Consider the following 25,900-nt stretch of genomic DNA (forward strand, 5'->3'; position numbering starts at 1 on the left):
CGCCCCTATGAGGAAGTTGCATGGGCCACTTTCTACCGCGATATTACCGCAGCACCTACCGAACCGGATGAAGCATACTGACTTTTATACTATTTCGCAGATGTGACCGGATTTTCGAGGTGGTCTGCGTATGGATAAGAAACCTGACCGTTCCGAAATAATTACAATGAGCCTCTTGTATGCTTTAACGCTGGTGCTTACGGTATTAAAAGTGACGAGAACGTTTTCACTGCCTTGGTTGTGGGTACTGGGTCCACTTTGGCTTGGCACACGTCGGTACCGTGATTAGGGCTGCTTGCGCTGGGAGATCTCTCCCAGCGTTTTCTCTATGAAAGAAAGTTGCTGGAGAAAAAAATTCTCCAGCAACTTTGTCTTTGATGAATAAAGGAAATTTTTTATTTAACTATTCTCACTATTATTTGATTTAGTGATTTTTTTCTTCTTTGGAGAAACCAGTTTGTGACCGGAATAAATGGACATGCCCATACAAAGCAATGAAGAATAGGCAAAATATTTATGCGCAGTCATAGATTTTTTGATTCCAGAATAAATGCATCCCAACATACAGAAAAGTGCGCCTAAGGACCAGTATTTATGTGATTTCATGATTTGATACCTCCTTTGATTTAACTAATCCAATTATAACGGCTTTTTACGAAAATGCAAGCATTACCGGGAACGCTTGCATGTGGATGCTGTGACTGCCGCTACGGTCATGATCGGTGGGCATTACGAACAAGGCTCACATGTAGCATTCGACTCCGAATATCAGCCGGCACACATATGAGGACGGAAAATGTAGCAGCTTTTGAAAAAAATTGCTTTTTTCTGCTCAAAGTGCTACAATCGGAATATACCGAATACAAAGGGAGGAAAGCTCCCATGCCAAGATCGCCACGGTGCCGTCAAATTTGTGGCGTACCACAGGTCGATACATTCTGTCCCAACGGGTGCGAGAATACCGAGCCGATCCTGCTGACGCTGGACGAATACGAGGTCATTCGGCTGGTTGACTTGGAGCAGCAAACCCACGAGCAGTGTGCCGCTCAAATGGACATTTCCCGCTCTACCGTGCAGGAGATTTACGAAAGCGCACGGAGCAAGATCGCAGCGTATCTTGTCCACGGGAAACCACTGCACATCACCGGGGGAAACTACCGCATCTGCGGAGGACAGGAGGCAGCTCACTGCGGCCGTTGCTGCCGGATGCAGAGAGCCAACATGGAAAAATCAGGCAAAACTTGCAAAGGAGATTCCATTATGAAAATTGCAGTTGCCTATGAAAACGGTCAAATCTTTCAGCATTTCGGTCACGCCGAGCAGTTCAAGCTTTATGAAGCTGTGGACGGCAAAATCACTCATGCGAAAGTCGTTGACACCAACGGCAGTGGTCACGGCGCACTGGCAGGCTTCCTAATGCAGCACGGTGTGGACACTTTGGTTTGCGGAGGCATCGGCGGCGGTGCGCAGGCAGCACTCGCCGAAGCGGGCATCAAGCTCTACGGCGGTGTCAGCGGGGACGCTGACGCGGCGGTGAGCGCATTGCTCAACGGAAGTTTGGGCTACGATCCCAACGTTCACTGTGACCACCATGACCATGAGCACGGCGAGGCTGGTCACTCCTGCGGTGACCACGGCTGCGGCAAGCATAGCTGCCATTGATATGGAACGCACACTGACACAACTTCCGTTCTGGTCATCCTTGACCGAACGCGAAATGGACACACTACGCCGAAGTGCCTTTGTCCGTCATTATAAAAAAGGTGCGTTCGTTCACAGCAGCGACAATGAATGTCTCGGAATGCTGTTTATTCTTTCCGGCGAGATCCGCACCTATCTTCTCTCTGATGAGGGGCGGGAGGTAACGCTGTTCCGCCTGTATCCGGGCGAACTATGCGTGCTTTCCGCCTCCTGCGTGATCAGCCAGATCACCTTTGATACGCAAATGACTGCCGGAATGGATACGGACGTTCTGGTTATCCCTGCAAATGTCATTGCTGCACTCAAGGAGAAAAATCTCCATGTCCGCTGTTTTCTCTATGAACTGGCAACGAAACGGTTTTCTGATGTGATGTGGGCGATGCAGCAGATCATGTTCAAGGGGCTGGATCAGCGGCTGGCAGAATTTCTCTTTGCCGAAGCGGAACGTACCGGCTCCGACACGATACGTATGACCCATGAGCAGATCGCCCAGCACATCAGCTCGGCACGGGAGGCAGTGGCACGGATGCTCAAAAGCTTCTCGGAGGACGGACTGGTGGAGCTGAAGCGTGGTGCAATCACGCTGCGGGATAAGAACAGACTAAATCGTCTAAAATAAAAAGGAATGTGACTTCGTCACGGAATAAAATCATAGATTTGCTACAATAAAAGCAGAAAAGCAGGAAGGAGTATCCACCATGAAAGAAACGAAATACGCAGGAACTCAAACCGAAAAAAACCTGATGGCTGCCTTTGCCGGTGAGTCCGAGGCACGCAACAAGTACACCTATTTTGCATCCAAGGCCAAGAAGGAAGGCTTTGAGCAGATCGCGGCACTGTTCCTCAAAACCGCTGATAATGAGAAGGAACACGCCAAGCTGTGGTTCAAAGAACTGAACGGCATTGGCGACACCGCAGAAAACCTTCTCTCCGCCGCTGAGGGTGAGAACTACGAGTGGACGGATATGTACGACGGCTTTGCCAAAACAGCCGATGAGGAAGGTTTCCATGAGCTGGCCCAGCGTTTCCGCCTGGTCGCCGCCATTGAAAAGCACCACGAGGAGCGCTACCGTGCCCTGCTGCACAATGTGGAGATGGCGGAGGTCTTCGCCAAGAGCGAGGTCAAGGTGTGGGAGTGCCGCAACTGCGGTCACATCGTCGTGGGCGAGAAGGCCCCGGAGGTTTGCCCCACCTGCAACCATCCCCAGAGTTATTTTGAAATTCACGCAGAAAACTATTAAAGAAAGAAAAGGAGAATTATCATGGAGCAGAAGTTTTACATTTGCAAGCATTGCGGTAACATCATTGCCAAAGTTAAGGACGCAGGCGTCCCTGTTGTCTGCTGCGGCGAGCCGATGAGCGAGATCGTTCCCGGCACCACCGATGCCGCCGTGGAGAAGCACGTCCCTGTCTGGACAGTGGAAAACGGCATCGTCCATGTCAAGGTCGGCTCCGTGGAGCACCCCATGCTGCCGGAGCACTACATCGAATGGGTATCTCTCCAGACCAAGCAGGGCAATCAGCGTAAGGAACTGCATCCCGGCGAAAAGCCGGAGGTCTGCTTCGCTCTCTGCGAGGGCGATGAGGTCGAGGCGGTCTACGCCTACTGCAACCTCCACAGTCTGTGGAAAGCGTAATTCACCTTCTTAAAATCCGGTGCTCAAAAAGCACCGGATTTTTTTATCAATGTAACCTCGTCACAGAAAAAGACTTTGTCCTGCGGTATGATAAAGCCACAATCAAGAAAGAGCTGGCGAACATGAAAATCAAGCTCAATCCCGATCAGGAGATTGTCAGCACCATCAGAAAAGGACTCAAGCGCACCGGCGGGTACTGCCCCTGCCTCAGGGAGCGCACAGAGGCAACCAAATGTATGTGCCAGGAGTTCAAGAATCCAATTGCAGATCCGGGCTTCGAGGGGGTCTGCCACTGTATGCTCTATTACAAATCCTTGTAGGATTAAGGGAGGAAAGCTATGCTGTCAAAGAAACTGGCTGCCATAGATAAGACGCGGTGTGTCGCCTGTGGTGTGTGTGAAAATACCTGCCCACTGGGGGCCGTCAAGGTGCGCCGTGGCTGCTACGCCGCCGTGGAGGCGGAACGCTGCGTAGGCTGCGGCAAGTGCGCAAAGCTCTGTCCCGTCGGCTGCATTGAGGTGAAAGTGAGGGCTGACGCATGAAAGCAAAGCATTGGTACGATTACCTGTGGGTATATGCCATCATCTATTTTGCACTGGGCTTTTTCAATATCCTGTTCGCGTGGCTGGGTATGATCGATTTTCTTCTGCCGCTGCTTTTAGCCATCTTTGGCGGGAACAAATTCTTTTGCAACCACCTCTGTGGACGGGGTCAACTGTTCAGCAAGCTGGGGACAGACCTTAAATGCTCCCGCTGCATGCCCACGCCCCGCTGGATGTCCTCCAAGTGGTTCCGTTATGCCTTTTTGCTCTTTTTCCTGACGATGTTCGGCAACATGGTGTTCCAGACCTATCTGGTCGCTGCTGGTGCTACGTCCCTGCGGGAGGCCATTAAGCTGTTCTGGACATTCCGTGTGCCGTGGAGCTGGACTTATACAGCCGGTACGGTCACTGACTGGGTGGCGCAGTTCAGCTTTGGCTTTTATAGCCTCATGCTGACCTCTCTGCTGCTGGGTCTGATCGTTATGGTGCTCTACATGCCCCGCACATGGTGTGCGTTTTGCCCGATGGGAACCATGACGCAGAGTATTTGCAAGCTGAAAAACAAAAAATAAACAAAGATAACAGAACGGAGCCTTTCTCATGGCTGAACTGAAAATTACTGCTGCGAATTTTGAAAATGAGATACTGCATTCCGACAAGCCCGTCCTGCTGGATTTCTATGCGGACTGGTGCGGACCGTGCAAAATGCTCTCTCCCGTACTGCATGAGCTTGCCGAAGAAAAAAGCGGTACGCTCAAGGTGGGCAAGGTCAACGTGGACGAGCAGATGGAGCTGGCAATGCGTTTTCAAGTATCCAGCATCCCGATGCTGGTCGTATTCAAGGATGGAAAGGCCATTACCAAATCGGTCGGCTATCGGCCTAAGTCGGAGATTGCCGCAATGGTGGAGGGCGCAAGATGAAAGTTGTGATCGTAGGCGGTGTGGCGGGCGGTGCTTCTGCCGCTGCCCGCATCCGCCGTTTGGATGAACACGCCCAGATCATCATGATCGAGCGCAGTGGCTATGTGTCCTATGCCAACTGCGGTCTGCCGTATTATGTGGGCGGTGTGATCAAGGAGCAAGAAGAACTGACACTGCAAACTCCGGAGAGCTTCTGGGACCGCTTTCGCATTGATGTACGGGTACGGCAGGAAGTAACTGCGATCAATCCCGCAGAGAAAACCGTCACTGTCCGCACACTGGACAGCGGGAAGATCTATACGGAAACCTATGACAAACTGCTCCTCGCACCCGGCGCAAAGCCGACGGTTCCTGCGCTTTCCGGCGTCAGCAGTGAGCGTGTTTTCACGCTGCGCACCGTGGAGGATACCCTCCGCATTAGGCACTTTGTAGAGGATCAGAAGCCGAAAAACGCTGTTTTGGCTGGCGGCGGCTTTATCAGTCTGGAAATGGCGGAAAACCTTACAGAAATGGGCGTTTCTGTCACCATCGTCCAACGTCCAAAGCAGCTATTAGCGCCGCTGGATACGGATATGGCGAGCTTTGTCCATGCGGAAATGCGCAGACACGGCGTGACTCTGCGGTTGGGGGAAACCGTCACCGGATTTCGACAGGACGGAGATTCCGTGCTGACCCTGTTGGAGGGTAGTGAGCCGCTGCATTCGGATATGGTTTTGCTGGCCATCGGCGTCACGCCGGACACCCATCTGGCAAAAGAGGCCGGACTTGAGCTGGGTATTCGTGGCAGCATCGCTGTCAACGAACGGATGGAAACCTCCGTGCCGGACATCTATGCTGTGGGCGATGCCGTAGAGGTCACCCATTTTGTAACCGGGCAGAAAGCGTTGATTTCGCTGGCGGGACCCGCCAACAAGCAGGGACGCATTGCCGCTGACAATATCTGCGGCGGCAACAGCCACTTTACCGGCTCTCAGGGTTCGTCTGTTCTGAAACTGTTTGGCTTGACAGCGGCCTCCACGGGTATCAATGAAAAGGCAGCGCAGGCAGCAGGAATCGCTTACGACAAAGTCGTACTTTTCCCAGCATCCCACGCTGCCTATTATCCCGGCGCACGGTCAATGGCAATGAAGGTACTGTATGAAAAAGAAAGCCTGCGGTTGCTCGGTGCGCAGATCGTTGGCGGCGACGGTGTGGACAAGCGTATTGATGTACTGGCAACGGCCATTCGCGCAAAAATGACAGCTTTGGAACTGACGGAACTTGACCTTTCCTATGCGCCGCCCTATTCCTCTGCCAAGGATCCGGTCAATATGGCCGGTTTTATGATCGAGGATTTGGAGAGCGGGAAAGTGCAGCAGTTCCATTGGAATGATGTTGAGGGCTTGCCCTGCGATGGCAGTGCGACGCTGCTGGACGTCCGTACGGAAGGCGAATATCGGCGTGGGCACTTGAATGGATTCCGCAATATTCCACTGGACGATCTGCGGGAGCACTTGGACGAGTTAGAGCGGGACAAGCCTATCTATGTGAATTGCCAGACTGGGCTTCGCAGTTATCTGGCCTGTCGGCTTTTGACGCAGTATGGTTTCAGCTGTTCCCATCTCTCCGGCGGATACAGTTTTTATCAGGTTGTAACACAAGAGCAGCAGACAGCGCGGAGCGCCTATCCCTGCGGAATGGAGAAACTATGAGTGAAAATTTATTTGGCTTGACGGTTGCGGCAGATAAAGGCTTAGATGATCTGCAGTGCCAGCGCCTTTTAAGCGAAAATCGCAGGTATCAGGAAGTCATGCTGCAATACCGATGTGCGCTGAAAGCACTGGAAAGCAGGTTGGAAATTCTAAACGAAGAGTTTTCATTGCAGCATGACCGCAATCCGATAGAAAGTATGAAAAGTCGCTTGAAGTCGCCGTCCAGCATTATGAATAAGATGCAGAAGCGCGGACTTTCTCTGGATTTTCCGACCATGCAGGCAAATATCATGGATATTGCCGGTGTGCGGGTGATCTGCTCTTTCGAGGAGGATGTGTTCTTTTTGGCAAAGTGCTTAAAAGATCAGTCTGACATTGAAATCATCACGGAGAAAGATTATATTTCACACCCTAAGCCAAATGGCTATCGCAGTCTGCACCTGACGATCCGGCTGCCGGTATTCTTTGCGGAAAAAGAGATCCATGTGCCAGTGGAGATACAACTCCGTACAATCGCTATGGACTTCTGGGCAAGCCTTGAGCATACCATCCGTTACAAGAAAAACTTGCCGATAAATGCTGAAGTCGAAACTGAATTGAAAGAGTGCGCCGATTCCAGCAGAGAGTGGGATGGTAAAATGGAGCATCTACTGCACATCCTAACTTAATATGCACTGAATAAAAGAAAAAGCCTTATATTTCAATCCATAGAGGCCAATCTGTTGTATAATCGGAGCAAGAGAACTGGCAAAAATCCAGCAAAAACCTTGTACATGGAGGGCAGCTATGTATCGTTACAGCAATGGCCAGATCAGCTTGGCGGATTAATCGAGTATCTAATGCAGCAGGAGACCATCCTCCGGAAATGTAATGCAGTGCTGGATCTATCGTCCGTGTATGAGAAAATGGTGCAGTTGTGCAGCAAAGAAGATAGTCGTCCGCCCCTCGCCCCAGCGTTCATCGTAAAGTACCTGCTGGTGAGTTTCCTGTACAGCAAACCATCGAACTGGCAGATCAGGCAGCGCACCCCTTCACCTCAAAGCTAACGAAGCTGATGAACTGCACGCTGCCACCAGCCTTCAGTACCTCCATCACAACTGCGACGTGGACGTTCAGTGCCGCCTCCCTGTCCTTTCTTCGTCAGGCCAGGCTTTTTTCGCAATAGTGGCGACGAATTCGTTCTTGCTGTTTTTCGTTTGAAAAGAGCCTTATGGCCTTGGCGCTCTCCGGTCGTGGGTGGCGTAGTAGGCTCGCTTATTTTCGTACATGCAATAGTCGGCCTTGTCCAGCAGCGTTTGCATGATGCAGCCTTCATAATCGGCGGAGATCGCCCAACCGTAGGCGTAGCTGAGAGGAAGCTGATTGCCGTCACGGTTTGCAGCGTCGGCTTCCCTGCGCAGACTGTCCAGTATGCCCTCCACCTCCTGCCGGTCCGTATGGTAAATGACCGCCATAAATTCGTCGCCGCCGTATCTGCCCACGAAATGCTTTTCCGGGATCACCCGGCGTAAAAGCCGGGCAAAGCTCAGGATCAGTTGATCACCCGCCGAATGACCCCTCGTATCGTTGACGGTTTTCAGATTGTTCAGGTCAAATATGACGCAGGCCGTAGGCTCCCGGAGAATTTCCCTGTTGTTGAGAAGCTCCTCGCAGGAGCCTTTGTTGGGCAGGCCGGTATGGATGTCAATGTATGCCTTCTGCTCCAGCAGTTGGTTTTTCCGGGCCATTTTCAGTGCCATGGCGGTCTGGAGCATGATCAGGATCACCAGGCACAGCATATCCAGTGCCGAGAGGATCTCAATAGTGCGGATCTTCATGGCGATCTTTTCTGAATAATGTTCCGCGGCAGACACCGTTTCGTCCGCCATTTCAAAATAGGTCTCGCTCATGGCAACGATTTGGGTGTTCTCATATCCACGCTGTCTGGCCGCCGCGACCTCCGCCTTGAGCCGCTCCCAGTAGGCACGCTGGATGTCCAGCCTTTCCTGATAGGCCGCGTCCTTGAGCTTTACCAATTCGTAGTGCCCATCCCCGGATGTCAGATCGCTTAAAATATCGTCTAAATACGCGATCAACTCATCGTTTCGGGTGCCTGTGATCTCCAGCTTTACCGCCCGCTGCGTGGCTCCGCGCACCAGCCCGGCATAATTGATGACGCGGGCCGTGCCCTTCAGGTTGCCAATCTCGACCATCATCAGAGCGACAAGAATCACCAAAATCAGCACAAGGCAGCTTTGCAGGATGCTGATGAGATTTTTGCGATCTATTTTTACATTTCCTTTTATCATAACGACCTCGATCACGGAACGACCATGATATTCTTTATTGCGAATCAGTCTTGGTGAATACTTTACTCTGTAACGCACATCATGTCAATAACAATGGAAATTTTTCTACTGTCTCCCAAGAATGATCGGCATGATAAAATAATCTATATTTTCCCCCTGCTGCGGGGCTGGCTTTTTGAGCCTTGCTACAAACTCAAAGCACGCACTTTATTGATTGTTTCGGTTGGATGGCTTAGGCTTGTCAGGGATCGCCTCATCCGCCTTGGATGGACGACCCCTGCGAGCCCCAACCAATTCCTCTGCTTTCTGGTTTTCAGGCATAGTCTTTTCTGCTTTTGGCGGACTGCCACGGCACAGCTTTTTCGGCTTCTATAATTGTAATGAACATGGCTTTTCGCTGAATTGAAAGCGAAGCTGACCCGGGCTGGGGCGGTCTGTAATAAAGCGATATTTTTTTTGAAACTATCTTGACAAAATTTATCAAGATTGATATTATGGTATTAACAAGCAAGCGAAAAGAGGATGTGGAGCATGATCATCACCAAAGAGACGGACTACGCGCTGCGCATTTTGCGGGTGCTGATGGACGGGGAGAAGCATTCGGTGGCCGAGATGTCGGAAACGGAATTGATCCCCAATCAGTTTGCCTACCAGATTCTGCGCAAGCTCTCCGCCGGCAATTTGGTGCGGGTGAGCCGCGGCGCTCTCGGCGGCTGCGCGCTGTCCTGCGATCTGGACGCGACCTCTCTCTACGATCTCATGGGGGTCGTGGGGGAGCGGGGCATCCTGTGCGCCTGCATGGAGCCGGGATATGAATGCCACTGGCAGGACAAGCATGGGCGGTGCGCCATCCACTGTCAGCTGGCGGCCTTGCAGAAAAAGCAGGACGAGGCGTTCCGTGCCGTGAGCCTGCGCAGGCTGCTGACCGGCGGATCCGATCCCCAAGATACAAGCAAGCTGTAAAATTTTAAAAGGAGGTACCCGTATGCTGTTTCAAACCACGTCGGCGCACGAAGAGCTGCGCGCGAAGATCCGGAGTTTTGCGGAGGAGGAGATCAAGCCCCTCGCATTTTTAATGGATCAGAACAACGAGTTTCCCGATGAGGCTGTCAAGAAGCTGGGCAAGCTGGGCTGGATGGGCATTCCCTACCCCAAGGAGTACGGCGGTGCCGGTCTTGATGCTCTGAGCTACGCCATCGCGGTGGAGGAGCTGGCCCGTGTGGACGGCGGCACGGGCGTAATCCTCTCCGCCCACGTCTCCCTCGGCTCATGGCCCATTTTCGCCTATGGCACCGAGGAGCAGAAGAAGAAATATCTGGTTCCGCTGGCCAAGGGCGAGAAGATCGGCGCCTTCGGCCTTACGGAGACCAACGCCGGATCTGACGCCGGCGGCACGGAGACCACGGCGCTGGATAAGGGGGACTACTACCTCCTCAACGGCGGCAAGATCTTCATTACCAACGCCCCTAAGGCGGACACCTATGTGGTTTTCGCCGTCACCACGCCGGACATCGGCACCCGGGGCATCTCCGCTTTCATCGTGGAGAAGGGCTGGAAGGGCTTTGAGTTCGGCGACCACTATGACAAGATGGGTATTCGCTCCTCCTCCACGGCGGAGCTGATCTTTAACGACGTGAAGGTTCCCAAGGAAAACCTATTGGGCAAGGAGGGCGAGGGCTTCAAGATTGCCATGTCCACGCTGGACGGCGGGCGCATCGGCATCGCCGCGCAGGCGCTGGGCATCGCCCAGGGCGCGTTTGAGCACGCGTTGAGCTATTCCAAGGAGCGCGTCCAGTTCGGCAAGCCCATCGCGGCCCAGCAGAGCATCGCCTTCAAGCTGGCGGATATGGCAACCAAGCTGCGCTGCGCCCGGTTCCTCATCTACTCCGCGGCGGAGCTGAAGGAGCAGCACGCGCCTTACGGCATGGAGTCCGCCATGGCGAAGATGTACGCCTCGGACATCGCGCTGGAGGTCACCAACGATGCCTTGCAGATCCACGGCGGCAGCGGCTACCTCAAGGGCATGGAGGTGGAACGGGCCTACCGCGACGCCAAGATCACCACCCTCTACGAGGGCACTAACGAGATCCAGCGGGTGGTCATCGCCTCTCATCTGTTGGGCAGGCTGGGCAAGAGCTCCGGCGGCGAGAGCCGTTCGGCGGCCAAGAAACCCGCGCCCATCACCGGCATTCGCAAAAAGACCATCTTCCGGGAGGGGGATGCTGCCCAGCAGGTGGCCGACCTTGTGGCGGCGCTGAAGAAGGATGGTCACGACTTCTCCGTGGGCATCCCTATGGATACGCCCATCCCGCAGGCGGAGCGGGTGGTCTCCGCGGGCAAGGGCATCGGGGAGAAAAAGAACATGAAACTGGTAGAGTCGCTGGCCAAGGCCGCCGGCGCGGCCATCGGTTCTTCCCGCCCTGTGGCGGAGACTCTCAAATATCTGCCGCTGAACCGCTATGTGGGTATGTCCGGTCAGAAGTTCACCGGCAATCTGTACATCGCCTGCGGCATCTCCGGCGCATCCCAGCACCTTAAGGGCATCAAGGACGCCTCCACCATCGTGGCCATCAATAAGAACGGTAACGCGCCTATCTTCAAGAACTGCGACTACGGCATCGTGGGCGATGTGGAGGAGATCCTGCCCCTGCTCACTGCCGCGCTGGATAGCGGCGAAAAGCTGCCCGCGCCGCCCATGGTAAAGATGAAGCGGCCCACGCCGCCGAAGCCCGCCCCCATCGGCGACCGCTACGTCTGCAGCGGCTGCGGCTACGAGTATGTGCCGGAGTTGGGCGACGAGGACGGCGAGATCGCGCCCGGTACCCTCTTTGAGCAGCTTCCCGCCGAGTGGGTGTGTCCCGAGTGCGCGGAGACGAAGGATCAATTTGTAAAGGCTTGAGGCCGTGAAGGAGGCAAGATAAGATGTATTGCGTGCGTAAAGTAACGAACGACCTCTACTGGGTGGGCGCCAACGACCATCGCCTGGCCCTGTTTGAAAACTGCTTTCCCATTCCCCGGGGCGTAAGCTACAACGCCTACTGCCTGCTGGATGAAAAGACGGTGCTCTTTGACACGGTGGACTGGTCTGCCTGCCGCCAGCTTTTGGAAAATCTGGCGTATGTGCTGGATGGCCGCGAGCTGGACTACCTGCTGGTCAACCATCTGGAGCCGGATCACGCCGCCTGCATCGAGGAGATCCTGCTGCGCCATCCCAAGGTGAAATTGATCTCCAATGAGAAGGCATTCATGCTCATGCGGCAGTTCGGCTTCCATGTGGACGGACATGAGTGCATCGAGGTGAAGGAGGGCGACACCTTCTCCTTCGGCAAGCACACCGTCACCTTTGTGGGCGCGCCTATGGTTCACTGGCCGGAGGCCATGGTGACCCTCGACGTCACCGACGGCGTCCTCTTTTCCGCCGACGCCTTCGGCACCTTCGGCGCGCTGGACGGCAAGCTGTTCGCCGACGAGGTGGACTTCGAGCGGGACTGGCTGGACGACGCCCGCCGTTACCTCACCAACATCGTGGGCAAGTACGGCCCCCACATCCAGCTCCTGCTGAAAAAGGCCGGCGGCGTTTTGGATCAGATCAAGTACATCTGCCCGCTCCACGGCCCCGTGTGGCGCAAGAATCTGGGCTGGTTCATCGAAAAGTACGACACATGGAGCCGCTATGCCCCTGAAACCCAGGGCGTGCTCATCGTCTACGCCTCTATGTATGGCAACACGGAGAACGCGGCGCAGGCGCTGGCGACGTCGCTCTGCGATAAGGGCATGAGCAAGGTGGCGATGTACGATGTGTCCTCCACTCATGTCTCCCAGCTGATCTCCGAGGCGTTTAAGTACAGTCACATTGTCCTAGCCTCTGTGACCTACAACCTCGGCATCTACCCCGCCATGCATGACTTCCTCATGGATATGAAGGCACTGAATCTGCAAAACCGCACCTTTGCCATCATTGAAAACGGCTCATGGGCGGTGAAGTCCGGTGACCTCATGCAGAAATTCGTCAACAATGAGCTTAAGAACATGACAGTGCTCAACGAGCGGCTCAGTCTCGCCTCGTCCATGGGCACGGACAAGCGCACTGAGCTGGAAGCACTGGCGGACGCCATTCTGGAATCTATGAAGTAACTGGCAAGGAAAGCCAAAACCAAGACAACAGACAACAAACAGCCCCGCCGCGTCGGCTGCAGAAAAACCGGCTTTCAAAAACAGAGCGGGCAAGCGTGATACTGCGCTTGCCCGCTCTTTGCCCAAAAGGACATGAGAAGTGCCCGGAGAAGATGAGAGGATCGAAATGGAGATCAGAAAACGAAACGGGGAGTCTGTTCCCTTTCAACAGGAGAAAATTTTCAACGCCATGAAAAAGGCGTTTGACGGACAGGGCAAGGAGATCGGGAGCAGAGAGATGGATGAGATCCTCGCCACCGTTCTCAACAATCTCTCCGTCACAGTGCCGCTCACCGTAGAACGTGTGCAGGACGAGGTGGAGCGAACGCTCATGGAGCGCGGACACTATGAGGTGGCCAAGGCGTACATCCTCTACCGCGAAAAGCGGTCTGCGCTGCGCCGTGTCCGGCATACCATCGCGCGGACGGTGGGGGATGACTCGCTTGACGAGGTGCTGCGCCGCATCCAGATGGATTTTACCGAGGAAGTCTACTCCCTCGCGGCGCTTCAAATGAAGTTTGAGAGTTTCTGTCGCCTGGGCATGACGGAGGATGAGCGGGCTGAGGCACTGACCAAGGCGGCGGTAGAGCTGACTACGGCAGAGGCACCCAAGTGGGAGTTCATCGCGGCACGGCTTCTGAACCACTCCTTTCGCTGTCGCAACGCACAGGAATGGGAGGGGCGCGGCGTCTGCGACCTCTATGGCAAGCTTCGCTATCTGACGGATAAGGGACTCTACGGTGACTATATCCTTGCCCACTATACCCACGAGGAGATTGCCATGGCGGAGGACTTTCTCTGCCCGGAACGGGACGAGCTGTTCACCTACTCCGGCCTTGACCTGCTGCTCAAACGCTATGTGATCCAGTCACGCAGCCGCGTGCCGCTGGAAACACCGCAGGAGATGTTTTTGGGTATCGCGCTGCATCTTGCTATGAACGAAGGCTCTGACCGCATGGGGTGGGTAAAACGCTTTTACGATATGCTCAGCCGTATGGAGGTCACAATGGCGACACCTACCATGTCCAACGCACGAAAGCCCTACCATCAGCTTTCAAGCTGCTTTGTGGACACTGTGCCGGACAGTCTGGACGGCATCTACCGCTCTCTGGACAACTTCGCAAAGGTCTCTAAATTCGGCGGTGGAATGGGGATGTACTTCGGTAAGGTGCGCGCTGCAGGCAGCACCATCCGCGGCTTTCAAGGGGCGGCGGGCGGTGTTATCCGCTGGATCCGGCTGGTCAACGACACCGCCGTGGCGGTGGATCAGTTGGGGATGCGGCAGGGCGCTGTGGCGGTTTACTTAGACGCATGGCACCGGGATCTGCCGGAATTCCTTCAACTGCGCACCAACAACGGCGACGACCGCATGAAGGCACATGATGTGTTTCCCGCCGTGTGCTATCCGGATCTCTTCTGGCGACTGGCGGAGGAGAACATAGACGCGCCGTGGCATCTCATGTGTCCGCATGAGATCCTCACGGTCAAGGGCTACGCACTGGAGGATTACTGGGGTACAGAATGGGAGAAGCGGTATCTGGACTGCGTCAATGACCCGCGCATCGAAAAGCGCAGCGTCACCGTCAAGGACATCGTGCGGCTGGTGCTTCGCTCGGCAGTGGAGACCGGCACACCCTTCGCTTTCAATCGCGACAGTGTAAATCATATGAACCCAAACGGCCACACGGGAATGATCTATTGCTCCAATCTCTGTACGGAGATCGCGCAGAACATGGCACCCATCGAGCACATCAGCACTGAGGTGCACACGGAGAACGGCGACACAATTGTGGTGACGGCCACACGCCCAGGTGAGTTTGTGGTCTGCAACCTGGCGAGTCTGTCTCTCGGTAATCTGCCGGTGGAGGACGAGGCCTATATGGAACGCACGGTGGAAACGGCCATCCGCGCACTGGATAATGTGATCGACCTCAACTTCTACCCGTTGGAATACGCGCGGCTTACCAATCAGAAGTACCGCAGCATCGGCCTGGGCGTCAGCGGCTACCACCACATGCTGGCAAAGCGCGGCATCCACTGGGAGAGCGATGAGCACCTTGCCTTCACCGACGCAGTATTCGAGCTCATCAACTACGCTGCCGTCAAGGCGGACACAGCACTGGCACGGGAAAAGGGTCGTTACGCGCTCTTTGAGGGCAGCGACTGGCAGACGGGCGCGTATTTTGAAAAGCGGGGTTATACCTCCGAAAAGTGGCGGGCGCTTGCGAAAACGGTGGAGGTGCAGGGAATGCGCAACGCCTATCTGCTGGCGGTCGCACCGACCTCCAGCACATCTATCCTCTCCGGCACGTCGGCGGGCATAGATCCAATTATGAAGAAATTCTTTTTAGAGGAAAAAAAGGGCAGCATGCTGCCCCGCGTTGCTCCGGAGCTTTCTATGGACACATGGTGGTACTATAAGGCAGCGCATCTGATCGACCAAAGCTGGTCGGTACGCGCCGCGGGCCTTCGCCAGAGACATATTGACCAGGCGCAGAGCATGAATCTCTATATCACCAACGACTATTCCATGCGTCAGGTGCTCAGACTGTATTTGGAGGCGTGGAGGGCCGGCGTCAAGACCATTTACTATGTCCGCAGCAAGGCCCTTGAGGTCGAGACCTGCGAAAGCTGCTCGTCATAAGGAGGATAGCATGACGGAACTGAAGAAAAAGCCCCTCTTTAACCCGGAGGGCGACCCTGATGTGCGCCTGCGGCGCATGATCGGCGGCAATACCACTAACCTCAACGACTTCAACAATATGAAGTACGCTTGGGTCAGCGACTGGTACCGGCAGGCCATGAACAACTTTTGGATCCCTGAGGAGATCAATCTCTCGCAGGATGTGAAGGACTATCCCCGCCTGCTGTCAGCCGAGCGCAGCGCCTACGATAAAATTCTGAGTTTTCTTGTCTTTTTGGATTCCATTCAGACAGCGAACCTGCCTAATATCGGCGCCTACATTACCGCCAACGAGGTCAATCTCTGCCTGTCCATTCAGGCGTTTCAGGAGTGTGTCCACTCACAGAGCTACAGCTATATGCTCGACACCATCTGTTCCCCCGTGGAGCGCAATGACATCCTCTACCAATGGAAAACGGACGAGCATCTGCTGCGCCGCAACACCTTCATTGGGGACTGCTACAACGAGTTTCAGGAGCGGAAGGACGCTCCCACGCTGCTGCGCGTGATGATGGCAAACTATATTTTGGAGGGCATCTATTTTTACAGCGGCTTTATGTTCTTCTACAATCTCTCCCGAAACGGGAAGATGCCCGGCTCGGCGCAGGAGATTCGCTACATAAACCGCGATGAGAACACGCACTTGTGGCTGTTCCGCAATATCATCACGGAGCTGCAAAAGGAGCAGCCGGAGTTGTTCACCGCCGAGAGCGTACAAGCGCTGCGCGAGATGATGCGTGAGGGCGTGGAGCAGGAGATCGCATGGGGGCATTATGTAATCGGCGACGACATCCCGGGGCTGAACCGGCAGATGATCAGCGATTACATCCGCTATCTCGGCAACCTCCGCTGGACGAGCCTTGGCTATCCTGCATTGTATCCAGGCTTTGAGAGCGAACCGGAGAGCATGGAATGGGTCAGCCAGTACGCCGACGCCAACATGGTCAAGACCGATTTCTTTGAGGCACGCAGTACCGCCTACGCCAAGAGCACCGCACTGATAGACGATTTATAAGAAAACCAAAGACATCAGAATAGGAGATACTACTATGAATTACAGCGCTATGATTCAAAATCGCAGATCCGTTCGCGCATTCCGCGAAAAGGAAGTTCCGAGCGAGGCTATCGGCCAGCTCCGATCCTACTATGAAAAGACCTGCCCCCGTCTTGTCCCGGAGATTGCAACGGAGCTGATCGTCTTGGACAAGGATGCACAGCCGGCGCTGGAGAGCTCAGCGGGTTATAATCAATTTCTCATCGGAGCACCGCACTACCTGCTCCTTATGTCTGCCCCGCATTCCTATGCGGCCATCAACGCCGGCTACATGATGGAAGATCTCGTCCTCAAGCTGACTGAGTTGGACATTGACACCTGCTGGATGACCTTCACCGACAGCGACAAAATCAAAAAGGCACTGTCTCTCGCCACCCCGTTAGAGGTGGCGGCAATCGTTGCCTTTGGCTACGGGGAAAAGACCGCAAAAAAGCTGCGGCTGAATATCCTAAGTATGTCTCAGATCGATGTGCGGGCCGAACAGCAGTACTACGCGCCCAAAAAGGGCGTGCACGATTTGGTTCACATGGGGAGCTGGAGCAACAAGTCTGGGCTTGACGAGATGATGGACTTCTACGACGATATGCTCTGGCAGTCCTTCTACGCCGCTTCGCTCTCCCCCAGCTATCTCAACCGTCAGCCCTATGGCTTCCTTGTGCAGGATCACAGCATCTATTTGGTGCAGCAGGAGGATGCCTACACCGATAATTTGGATGCCGCATTGGATCTCGGTATTGTCATGCTCCACTTCTCCGCTGTCGCCTCCCAGTGGGCGGGGCAGGTACGCTGGGAACTTTCACCTGCTGCGCCCGACGGCCTGCCGGAAGGACTTCGCTCCGCTGCGGTGTACCACATGTAACGACTCTGGGGGAAGCAAGGCAACGGTAAAATGCGCGACCGCCGATCCGCGGTTGAGCGTATGTTTCATTAGAAAAGAAGAACCTATCAGTCAGAGTCTGAGTAAGGAAAATAGGAGGTATTTTTTATATGGCTATCCAAACGGTAACAGATGCCATCCGCTATGTAGGGGTGGATGATAACACATTGGCACTCTTTGAAAACCAGTACCCCGTCCAGCCTATGGGAGTGAGCTACAACTCCTATGTCATTCTGGATGAGAAGATTGCCGTGATGGACAGCGTGGACGCACGGGCAACGGAAGAATGGCTTTCCAATGTGGCGCGGGTGTTGGAGGGGCGCAGGCCCGACTATCTTGTGGTCACACACATGGAGCCGGATCATTCCGGCAGTCTCATGCGGCTGGCACAAAAGTACCCGGAGATGAAGATCGTGGGAAACGCGAAAACATTTACCCTGATCAAGCAGTTCTTCGGCACAGGTGCATTGTCGGAAGACCGTATGCTGGAGGTTGGCGAAAGAGATACGCTTTCCTTGGGTTTGCACCGGCTGCGCTTTCTGCTGGCGCCGATGGTACACTGGCCGGAGGTGATGACGGCGTATGAGGAAACGGAAAAAATCCTGTTCTCGGCGGATGCCTTCGGACGCTTTGGCTCACTGGAACGGACTGCCCGTGCCCCCTGGGTGCCGCAGGCCCGACGGTATTATTACAATATTATCGGGAAATATGGCGCACAGGTGCAGGCTCTGCTGAAAAAAATCTCCGCGCTGGAGATCAAAACAATCTGCCCGCTCCACGGTCCCGTGCTTACAGAAGGGCTGGAGGAGTGTCTGCGGCTCTATGATCTCTGGTCACAATGGGAACCAGAAGAATCGGAGAGCATACTGATTGCCCACGCATCCATCCATGGAAATACTGCCCATGCGGCGAAGACCCTCAAGGGTAAATTAGAGAAAAAAGGCGTACAGGTCAGCATATGTGATCTCACTGTGACAGATCTTTCCTACGCTGTTGCCAGTGCGTTCTACTGCGGGAAGTTGGTTTTAGCCAGCGCCACCTATGACGGAGGACTGTTTCCGCCCATGAGGGAGTTTTTGGAACATTTACGGACAAAGGGATTCCGAAACCGCCGGGTTGGCCTTATTGAAGACGGCTCTTGGGCACCTGCTGCCGCGCGGCTGATGCGCACCAAATTGGAGGAGATGAAGGATATCCACCTTTACGAAACGGTAGTGTCTCTGCGTGGTGCATTGAACCAAACCAGCGAAGCGCAGATGGACGCTCTGGTGGCTGAGCTCTGCGCAGAATAAGCTGCAACAAACCGCAGCTATTTTCGTACAGATGATGGTCTTACTCATCTGCTTTATGTCCCAAGGGCAGAGTACCGTCATCTCAGGTTGAGGTCACGATGTGGTGTAGGGCGAGACCGGAGTCTTGAGAATACCCAAACAAAGGAAAGGAGCTGACAGATATGGCAGCTATGAATATGAATCAGGAGCAGTTTGAGCAGGCGATCCGGGAGAAAAAGCCCGTTTTGGTGGATTTCTGGGCGCCCTGGTGCAGCTACTGCCGGAGGATCGGCCCCGCGTATGAGAAGATCGGAGAGGAATACGCGGACAGCCTCGCCGTCGGCAAGATCAACATTGACGAGGAGCCGCGGCTGGCGGGGGCCGAGGGGATCGAGGACATCCCAACTCTGGTGCTGTACCGGAACGGAAAGGCCGTGGATTCCATCATCGCGCCCGGCTCAAAGGCAGAAATCGACCGTTTCATTCAGGAAGCCTTGGCGAAATAACGGAGGGTTCAGATATGAACAACAATCATGTTTATGATATGCTCGTGGTGGGCGGCGGACCGGGCGGCTACACCGCCGCCCTGTACGCGGCACGGGCGGGGCTGGACACCATCGTGCTGGAAAAACTGTCCGCCGGTGGGCAGATGGCCCTGACCGAGCAGATCGACAACTATCCCGGCTTTGAGGATGGGATTGACGGCTTCTCTCTGGCGGAGAAGATGCAAAAGCAGGCGGAGCGCTTCGGGGCACGCAGCGAATACGCAGAAGTCCTCCGCATGGATCTGACAGCGGTTCCCAAGCTCGTGGAGACCAGCGAGGGGATCTTCCGGGGGAAAACCGTGGTGCTGGCCACCGGCGCAGACCCCAGAACGCTGGGCGTTGCCGGAGAGACGGAGCTGTTGGGCCGGGGCGTGGCCTACTGCGCCGCCTGCGACGGGATGTTTTACAAGGGCAAAACGGTGGTCGTGGTGGGCGGCGGCAATTCCGCCGCGGCAGATGCCCTCCTCCTCAGCCGCGTGGCGAAAAAAGTGATCCTCGTCCACCGCAGAGACACCCTGCGGGCCACCAAGATCTATCACGAGCCGCTGGCACAGGCCGAAAACGTGGAATTCCGTTGGAACAGCGTCGTTTCCGCGCTGCTTTCCGGGGACAGGCTGACCGGCGTCCGCCTGCGGGACACCGTCACCGGTGAGGAAAGCGTGGTGGACTGCGACGGCGTATTTGTCAGCGTGGGCCGACAGCCCGCCACGGCGCTGGCGGTGGGTCAACTGGCGCTGGACGGCGGCGGCTATATCGTGGCCGGAGAGACCACGGAAACCAGTATTCCCGGCGTTTACGCCGTGGGCGACGTGAGGACGAAGCCCCTCCGTCAGGTGGTCACCGCCGTGGCGGACGGCGCGGTGGCAGTCCACATGGCGGAGAAATATATCGCGGAAAACCGATAAGGGAGGTAGATTGAAAAAGCCATGTTTAAGGTCAGGCCGGATACGACCGCAGTGGGGATGCCGACATATCTGCAAGGCAAACTGCCAGAGTGATGGCAGATAAGATAACCCATGTAAGATCGGGAGATATGTTGTCTCTCCATATCCAGTCCACGCAACAGTGAGCAACTGAACACAAAAGCACAGCCGCAGATGTACTCTGCGGCTGTGCTTTTATGCGTAGTATACCGCGTGACAAGCGGTTTTACTGTGACGGCGTCACATAATTTGAGAAAATCGGCTTCGAGGCAGCTTTTGGAGCACAAGCCCTTTGTGCTTGTTGACAGAGAAAAAAATATAGGTATAATAAAAGCAAAATAATAAGATTCATTCTTGCATTTGGAGAGTTGGCGGTACGCCAAAATACGCAGAGGAGATATTGGCCGCCGTAACAGAGCTGCAGCAGCATCCCAAGGCGGAGCAGGTGTTCCTGGAGATGAAAAGGGAGCATCCCAGCATCGCTCTGGGTACGGTATATCTGCCCCCATGCCGGGAGCAGGAAAAGACAATCTTATGGAGGAGAAGTATCATGAACGCTAACGTATCTCTTCTGCTCAACGAGCAGATCAATAAGGAGTTCTACTCCGCCTATCTATATCTGGACTTTGCCAACTACTACGCCGCCGTCGGACTGGACGGCTTTGAGAACTGGTACCGGGTACAGGCGCAGGAGGAACGTGATCACGCCATGCTGTTTTATCAGTATTTGCAGAATAACGGCGAGGACGTCACCTTTGAGGCTATCGCAAAGCCGGAGTGGGAACGAGGCGACCACATGGCCCCGCTGAAAAAAGCACTGGAACACGAGATGCTGGTCACCGCCAGCATCAATGCCATCTACGCCGCCGCATACGAGGTCAGGGACTTCCGCACCATGCAGATGCTGGACTGGTTCATCAAGGAACAGGGTGAGGAGGAGAAGAACGCCGCTGACCTCATTACCAAGATGGATCTGTTCGGCGGTGACAGCAAGGGGCTGTATATGCTAAACAGCGAGCTGAAGGCACGGGTCTACACCGCGCCCTCGCTGGTGCTGTAAGCCCCGCGCGTCTGCGGGCTTTCGCATCAGGCAAAAGGCAGACTGCATACAGGTGGCCTGCCTTTTCTTCCACCAGGTGGTTAGATTGTGCTAACTGTGTATAATAAATAAGCAGCGCCCGCCGGGAGATCTCCCGGCGGGCGCTGCTGTGTTCAGAGGAACGTTATTTTTCTTGCCTTACTTTGCGGCATCCACCAGCACACCAACGTAGCCGGCAGTATCCACCAGCGTGGCACCGGAAACGGCGTCCACAGCCTTTTCATCTTTGCTCAGAGCCTCGGCGTCGGCAATGCTCATGCCGTTCACGTGATTCTGGATGGCGTCGTAGTTGGCATCCAGCGAAACGGTGGAACCAGCCTTTTCGGCCATCATCTTGCTGTAGTAATCGGCGTTGACCCGCTTGGACATCAGCACCTTGCCCTCGGCGTAGCCTGCGCCGAAGTCAGAATCGGAGTTGGGCACACCGACGACCCCGGCGTCCGAACCGGCAAACTGGAACTCGTCAATGTAGCTCAGCACGATGGTGTCCCCGGCGGTGGCGACAGCGCCGGAGGTGAAGCACTTGGTACCGTGTGCGGCCCCATAGACCACATTCAGCTTCAGGTCCTCGGAGCTGCCGTTGAACTCCACGGCCTGCGTGGTCTGGGCGTTTTTGGCGGCATCCACGATGGCAGAGAGATAACCGGCGGTATCCACCAGCGTTGCGCCGGAGACGGCGTCCACAGCCTCGGCACCCTTGGCGGCCACATCCTCCAGCTCGGAGATGGTCTTGCCGACGGCAAAGTTCTGGATGGCGTCGAAGTTTGCATCCAGAGCGACCGTGGAGCCGCCCTTTTCAGCCATCATCTTGCTGTAATAATCGGCGTTGGCCCGCTTGGACATCAGCACCTTGCCCTCGGCGTAGCCTGCGGCAAAGTCGGAGTCGGAGTTGGGCACGGCGGTCACGCCTGCATCGGTGCTGGTGAACTGAAAATCGTCGAGGTAGGCGGCGAGGATGACGTCATCCTTCACCACAGCCACCGCTTCGGTGAAGCACTTGGTGCCGTGGGCGGCAGCATAGGCCTGACCGATCTGGATGCCGCCTTCCACCGGGACGATGGCGGCGGGCTCAGCGGGGGTTGCGGCAGCAGAATCGGCGGGGGCTTCTTCGGCCAGCTCCACACCCAGTGCGGCGGCAACGGCCTTCCGGACGGCCTTGGAGGTCACCGTGGCACCGGCAACGCCGTCGATGGCGGGGCCGTTGGCGGCCACGACCTGCTTGGACAGCTCTTCCAGTGCAGCGCCGCCGATGCTCTCGGTCTCCTGTGCGCCTTCCAGTTTGCAGTTGGTAACGGTGCCGTTGGCATCCACGGTCAGGGTGGCGGTGACAGCACCGCCAAAGCCTTCGGCAGAGCCGGTCTTAGTCACACCGGCAGCGGTGGAGCTGCTGCTGCCGCCGCAGGCGGCCAGAGAGACGCCAACAACGAGGCTCATGGCCACGGCAGCGCTCAGTTTGCGGATGATCTCCTGTTTCATGGGTCTTTCCTCCAGAGAAAAATCGGTTTGTGTTCGGTCCCCAGAAAATGTCATATCTTTTCAAGGATGTTTACAAAAGATAACATATTTTGTGAGGTGCTGTCAAGAGGATTTTAGCACATACTTCGTGAAGAATGATAAATTGGTGTCAATTTGTGACGCTGACGGTATAAAAAAAGCCGGAAACCAACGTGCAGCGGTCGGTTCCCGGCAGACGGAAGCGCTAAGGCGAAACTCAACGCTTGATGTCGTAGTTCATGTTCATCAGGTTGCGGATGGAGCTTACTTCGTCGGTGATGTTGGCATCGCCGTGGATGGTGTGCTTGATGGCGCTGCTGGCCACGGCAAAGTTGATCATATCCATGGCCTTGTAGTCGTGCAGCATGGCGTAGATGAGGCCGCTGGCGAAGGCATCGCCGCCGCCCACGCGGTCGAGGATATTAATGCCGGTTCCGCCTATGCCCATTACCGATTCAGCTTGCTTTGTGACACGAATGTACGGCAACATTTTTATCTGCCGATAACTCAACCTGCGTCAATCGAACGCTGCAATGGAGATGGCGGAGAACAGTTTGCGCGTACGAGCGTTCAGCTCAAGCAATGCTTCGTTCTCTCAGCACATCTTCATTGTAGCTTAGGTTTGGGCATCTGTATAGCTCACTGGCTGTGAACTTCTCAGAACCAACACCATTGTGGCAAGCAGTGCATTCGTGCGCACAAATGCAAATTTTGCGTTGCAAAATGCTTGTTGGGAAATCCCAAACCCTTTCTGATCTGCACCGTTCCGGTGCAGGCTGCGCGTTCTTTCCGAACGCTATTGAATGTGTCAATGCACACTCTCTCCGAAAATCCGGGGTGCTTTTTGGTGCAAGCGTCAATGGCATAATTCCTAAGTTCATGATAGAATAGGTGCGTTGTGTGCCTGACACATGAAAACGGAAAGGACGATGCAGAAATGGAGCAGCTTTATCTGATGCCCGGTGAGGAACGCTACACAAAGTTTCGGGATGAGAACGGTGTGCCCAAAATCCGTTACACCTACTGCTCCCTGCACGGCAAGCTGTTCAATTGCGTGTGCCGCTCAACAGATGAAGCCCAACGGCTGTGTGAAGATTGGCTCGTAACGCAGGATCGCTGCTACATAAACTAAAAAAGTCGCCGAGGATTCCGCCCCATGAAAGGGTTAGAATCCTCGGCGACTTTCGTTTATCGGGTCTGCTGCTTTTCCTGTGCGTCTTTTTCTTCTGCGAAGAACAATTCAATATTTTTCTGTGCCTTTACCAACTCCTGCATTTCTTCTCGTGCCTTGCGATAGTCCGGGTAGGCTGCTTTCTTTTGGGTCAGAAGATCGGAATACTCTGCATTCAGTGCTTTGACCTTCGGCAGCTTTTTTAAGCCAGTTTCATCGAAAGCGGCCTTGGCTGCTTTGTGCAGTGTGATTTCTTCCCGGTGAGTATCCAGAAACTTTTTGCTATATCCCGCTTTCCGGTAGGCATCGTAGACTGGGTGGGTCTTGGCGTAATTGACGATGTGCGTTTTCAGCACAGCAATTTCCGCCATCCGTGTTTCGGCGGCTTTGATGGAATCTCCCAGCTGGTGGTATTTTTCTGTTGCCGCCGCTGTGCGTTCATTCAGTTCATCTGCGCTGCCAATTTTGTGTTCCTGCAAGAAAATCAGCGTCTTGGACATTTCTTTCAGATTATATTTTTTCGCCCATCGTGCATAGCCTTCGCTTTTGCCCTCGGAGAGCTTTGCCTGAATGTCAACCAGCAATTGGAACGGCGGCTCTTGGAACGGCTGTGTCTGACGCGGACGGTGTTCGGTTTTTCCCGCAATCACCGCTTGCAGTTCATCCTCACTGTACCCAGCCCCCAGCGTTTTGAAGCGGATGAACCGCTTCTGCCGTGCGCCCTTGACGGAAGTGTATTTTCCACGCTTGACCTCATAACCCTGTTGTTCCAGTTTTTGCAGAAAATCTTCGTAATCCTTGGGCTTTTCTGCAAGGATGCTGTCGATGATGTCACACAGCCTATCACGATTGCTTTCTTTGGGTGGATAGAGGGTACGTTTCTGCCGTTCCCGGTAGGGCTTTATTTCAATAACAGAGAGCTGATGCTCCAGACAAATCAAGTCGCTCAACCGCTGAACGGCCAGTGCCGAAAAGAAAAAATCCCGGAACTTTTTTGAACCGTCCAATGCGGTGGAGTTGAAAATCACATGGTTATGGATGTGGTGACGGTCTGTGTGGGTGGCAACGATAAAAGCGTATTTGCCCTTGGTAAACCGCATGGCAAGTTCATAGCCCACCTTGTTGGCTTCCTCGGCGGTGATCTCACCGGGTTTGAAAGACTGTCGAATTTGATAGGCGATGATGTCGCTTTTCTGTCTGCGCCCGGTAGCAAGTTCATACTGCCGCTTGGAAAGCATAAATTCTTCATCGACTGTCAGAGGGCTACACTCGTAGCAGCTTACCAGTTCACCTTGTTCGGTCTTATCTGGATTCTGCACATAGTCTGTGCGGCTTTTCAGACAAGCCGCAACCGACTTGCCCTTGTTTTTGTGCAACGCGATCAGCCGTGTCGCGGCCATCCTGAATCACCCCCATAAAAGAAAAATGCCGCCCGAAGGCGGCAAACGATTAAAACTATTTCTTACAGTTCGGCAAGCCACTCACTGAAACGTCCGATGTCCTCGGTGATGGCTGTTGCACCGAAAAAGAGAACGAAGCAGATGAACTCAGCTACCAGCAGGATAAAGAACTGATCCCAAGTCTGGCGGTAGGCAGTGTAGATGCCGCAGCCGAAGATGTAGAGCATCAGCGGAGCAACCACATAGCTGGACAACGTGAGCAGCCACTTCGCCATCAGAGCCAGAAAAGCCACAAAGAGAGAAACCGGGAAGAGAACAATTTTCTTCAGGATAGACATCATATCAGGCACTTCCTTTCTGTTCGCTCTTATTATAAAGGTATCGACTATTGCACTGCAAGGATGTCAAGCATTATATGTACACCCGCAGT

General features: G+C 54.6%; 26 protein-coding genes and 1 pseudogene. 21 read left to right on the forward strand and 6 right to left on the reverse strand.

Going from position 1 to position 25,900, the window contains the following annotated elements; genetic code table 11:
• Positions 1-399: 399 nt before the first annotated feature.
• The gene (locus GKG34_RS13465) at positions 400-606 is read right to left on the reverse strand and encodes a DUF6219 family protein (RefSeq protein ID WP_082210884.1); all 207 of its coding nucleotides are present in this window, start codon (positions 604-606) and stop codon (positions 400-402) included.
• Positions 607-882: 276 nt separating this feature from the next.
• Here GKG34_RS13465 and GKG34_RS13470 point away from each other — a divergent pair, with 276 nt between their 5' ends.
• The 10 genes from GKG34_RS13470 to GKG34_RS13515 all read left to right on the forward strand — a co-directional run bounded on the left by GKG34_RS13470 (position 883) and on the right by GKG34_RS13515 (position 7,160).
• A complete protein-coding gene (locus GKG34_RS13470; RefSeq protein ID WP_154256530.1) occupies positions 883-1,662 on the forward strand; it encodes a DUF134 domain-containing protein in 780 nt (259 codons plus the stop codon).
• Positions 1,663-1,717: 55 nt separating this feature from the next.
• Positions 1,718-2,320 carry a Crp/Fnr family transcriptional regulator gene (locus GKG34_RS13475; RefSeq protein ID WP_255536643.1) on the forward strand — a complete coding sequence of 201 codons (603 nt, stop codon included), beginning with the start codon at positions 1,718-1,720 and terminating at the stop codon, positions 2,318-2,320.
• Positions 2,321-2,399: 79 nt separating this feature from the next.
• Positions 2,400-2,942, forward strand: coding sequence for a rubrerythrin (gene rbr / locus GKG34_RS13480; RefSeq protein WP_005946411.1), 543 nt, complete (start codon positions 2,400-2,402; stop codon positions 2,940-2,942).
• A gap of 21 nt (positions 2,943-2,963) precedes the next feature.
• The gene (locus GKG34_RS13485) at positions 2,964-3,338 is read left to right on the forward strand and encodes a desulfoferrodoxin family protein (protein WP_005946408.1); all 375 of its coding nucleotides are present in this window, start codon (positions 2,964-2,966) and stop codon (positions 3,336-3,338) included.
• Positions 3,339-3,460: 122 nt separating this feature from the next.
• Positions 3,461-3,658: a Ferredoxin thioredoxin reductase subunit beta gene (locus GKG34_RS13490; protein ID WP_044954330.1), complete on the forward strand. Its 198-nt coding sequence runs from the start codon at positions 3,461-3,463 to the stop codon at positions 3,656-3,658.
• A gap of 18 nt (positions 3,659-3,676) precedes the next feature.
• A complete protein-coding gene (locus tag GKG34_RS13495; RefSeq protein ID WP_005946404.1) occupies positions 3,677-3,880 on the forward strand; it encodes a 4Fe-4S binding protein in 204 nt (67 codons plus the stop codon).
• Positions 3,877-4,452, forward strand: coding sequence for a 4Fe-4S binding protein (locus tag GKG34_RS13500; protein ID WP_005946402.1), 576 nt, complete (start codon positions 3,877-3,879; stop codon positions 4,450-4,452). Before GKG34_RS13495 ends, GKG34_RS13500 begins: the two co-directional genes overlap by 4 nt.
• A gap of 28 nt (positions 4,453-4,480) precedes the next feature.
• Complete coding sequence (gene trxA, locus GKG34_RS13505; RefSeq protein ID WP_005946400.1) at positions 4,481-4,801, forward strand: thioredoxin; 321 nt, start codon at positions 4,481-4,483, stop codon at positions 4,799-4,801.
• A complete protein-coding gene (locus GKG34_RS13510; protein ID WP_005946398.1) occupies positions 4,798-6,492 on the forward strand; it encodes an FAD-dependent oxidoreductase in 1,695 nt (564 codons plus the stop codon). The genes trxA (GKG34_RS13505) and GKG34_RS13510 overlap by 4 nt, the downstream gene beginning before the upstream one ends.
• The gene (locus GKG34_RS13515) at positions 6,489-7,160 is read left to right on the forward strand and encodes a GTP pyrophosphokinase family protein (RefSeq protein ID WP_005946396.1); all 672 of its coding nucleotides are present in this window, start codon (positions 6,489-6,491) and stop codon (positions 7,158-7,160) included. Before GKG34_RS13510 ends, GKG34_RS13515 begins: the two co-directional genes overlap by 4 nt.
• Before the next feature lie 540 nt (positions 7,161-7,700).
• Here GKG34_RS13515 and GKG34_RS13520 read toward each other — a convergent pair.
• On the reverse strand, positions 7,701-8,780 hold the full coding sequence (locus GKG34_RS13520) for a diguanylate cyclase (protein WP_154256533.1): 1,080 nt from the start codon (positions 8,778-8,780) through the stop codon (positions 7,701-7,703).
• Positions 8,781-9,311: 531 nt separating this feature from the next.
• On the opposite strand from GKG34_RS13520, the gene GKG34_RS13525 reads away from it, so the two are divergent.
• The 10 genes from GKG34_RS13525 (at position 9,312) to GKG34_RS13570 (ending at position 21,366) form a co-directional block, all read left to right on the forward strand.
• Positions 9,312-9,743 carry an Rrf2 family transcriptional regulator gene (locus tag GKG34_RS13525; protein WP_154256535.1) on the forward strand — a complete coding sequence of 144 codons (432 nt, stop codon included), beginning with the start codon at positions 9,312-9,314 and terminating at the stop codon, positions 9,741-9,743.
• A 22-nt stretch (positions 9,744-9,765) separates the two neighbouring features.
• Complete coding sequence (locus tag GKG34_RS13530; protein WP_118658167.1) at positions 9,766-11,679, forward strand: acyl-CoA dehydrogenase family protein; 1,914 nt, start codon at positions 9,766-9,768, stop codon at positions 11,677-11,679.
• A gap of 23 nt (positions 11,680-11,702) precedes the next feature.
• On the forward strand, positions 11,703-12,914 hold the full coding sequence (locus GKG34_RS13535) for an FprA family A-type flavoprotein (protein WP_118658168.1): 1,212 nt from the start codon (positions 11,703-11,705) through the stop codon (positions 12,912-12,914).
• Between the two features lie 166 nt (positions 12,915-13,080).
• Positions 13,081-15,597: a ribonucleoside-diphosphate reductase subunit alpha gene (locus GKG34_RS13540; RefSeq protein ID WP_154256537.1), complete on the forward strand. Its 2,517-nt coding sequence runs from the start codon at positions 13,081-13,083 to the stop codon at positions 15,595-15,597.
• Positions 15,598-15,607: 10 nt separating this feature from the next.
• The gene (locus GKG34_RS13545; protein WP_005946381.1) at positions 15,608-16,651 is read left to right on the forward strand and encodes a ribonucleotide-diphosphate reductase subunit beta; all 1,044 of its coding nucleotides are present in this window, start codon (positions 15,608-15,610) and stop codon (positions 16,649-16,651) included.
• A gap of 34 nt (positions 16,652-16,685) precedes the next feature.
• Positions 16,686-17,549, forward strand: a complete 864-nt coding sequence (locus GKG34_RS13550; protein ID WP_005946376.1) for a nitroreductase family protein — start codon at positions 16,686-16,688, stop codon at positions 17,547-17,549.
• 128 nt (positions 17,550-17,677) lie between these two features.
• The gene (locus GKG34_RS13555; RefSeq protein ID WP_005946374.1) at positions 17,678-18,859 is read left to right on the forward strand and encodes an MBL fold metallo-hydrolase; all 1,182 of its coding nucleotides are present in this window, start codon (positions 17,678-17,680) and stop codon (positions 18,857-18,859) included.
• A gap of 161 nt (positions 18,860-19,020) precedes the next feature.
• Entirely contained in the window at positions 19,021-19,344 is a 324-nt protein-coding gene (gene trxA, locus GKG34_RS13560; protein ID WP_005921771.1) for a thioredoxin, read from the forward strand.
• 14 nt (positions 19,345-19,358) lie between these two features.
• Positions 19,359-20,288 carry a thioredoxin-disulfide reductase gene (gene trxB, locus GKG34_RS13565; RefSeq protein WP_005946373.1) on the forward strand — a complete coding sequence of 310 codons (930 nt, stop codon included), beginning with the start codon at positions 19,359-19,361 and terminating at the stop codon, positions 20,286-20,288.
• Positions 20,289-20,853: 565 nt separating this feature from the next.
• On the forward strand, positions 20,854-21,366 hold the full coding sequence (locus GKG34_RS13570) for a ferritin (protein WP_173012988.1): 513 nt from the start codon (positions 20,854-20,856) through the stop codon (positions 21,364-21,366).
• Between the two features lie 177 nt (positions 21,367-21,543).
• On the opposite strand, the gene GKG34_RS13575 is transcribed toward GKG34_RS13570, so the two are convergent.
• Positions 21,544-22,881, reverse strand: a complete 1,338-nt coding sequence (locus GKG34_RS13575) for an FMN-binding protein (protein ID WP_154256541.1) — start codon at positions 22,879-22,881, stop codon at positions 21,544-21,546.
• Between the two features lie 235 nt (positions 22,882-23,116).
• A pseudogene (locus GKG34_RS13580) lies at positions 23,117-23,323 on the reverse strand (PfkB family carbohydrate kinase); the annotation flags it as partial.
• A 513-nt stretch (positions 23,324-23,836) separates the two neighbouring features.
• Here GKG34_RS13580 and GKG34_RS13585 point away from each other — a divergent pair.
• A complete protein-coding gene (locus tag GKG34_RS13585; RefSeq protein ID WP_005924624.1) occupies positions 23,837-24,031 on the forward strand; it encodes a DUF3873 family protein in 195 nt (64 codons plus the stop codon).
• A gap of 56 nt (positions 24,032-24,087) precedes the next feature.
• Here GKG34_RS13585 and GKG34_RS13590 read toward each other — a convergent pair whose 3' ends face one another.
• Positions 24,088-25,470: a relaxase/mobilization nuclease domain-containing protein gene (locus GKG34_RS13590; protein ID WP_097782399.1), complete on the reverse strand. Its 1,383-nt coding sequence runs from the start codon at positions 25,468-25,470 to the stop codon at positions 24,088-24,090.
• Between the two features lie 62 nt (positions 25,471-25,532).
• Positions 25,533-25,811 carry a hypothetical protein gene (locus GKG34_RS13595; protein ID WP_005924630.1) on the reverse strand — a complete coding sequence of 93 codons (279 nt, stop codon included), beginning with the start codon at positions 25,809-25,811 and terminating at the stop codon, positions 25,533-25,535.
• Between the last annotated feature and the right edge of the window lie 89 nt (positions 25,812-25,900).

The sequence above is a fragment of the Faecalibacterium sp. BIOML-A4 genome (assembly GCF_009679665.1).
Lineage (GTDB): Bacteria > Bacillota > Clostridia > Oscillospirales > Ruminococcaceae > Faecalibacterium > Faecalibacterium taiwanense.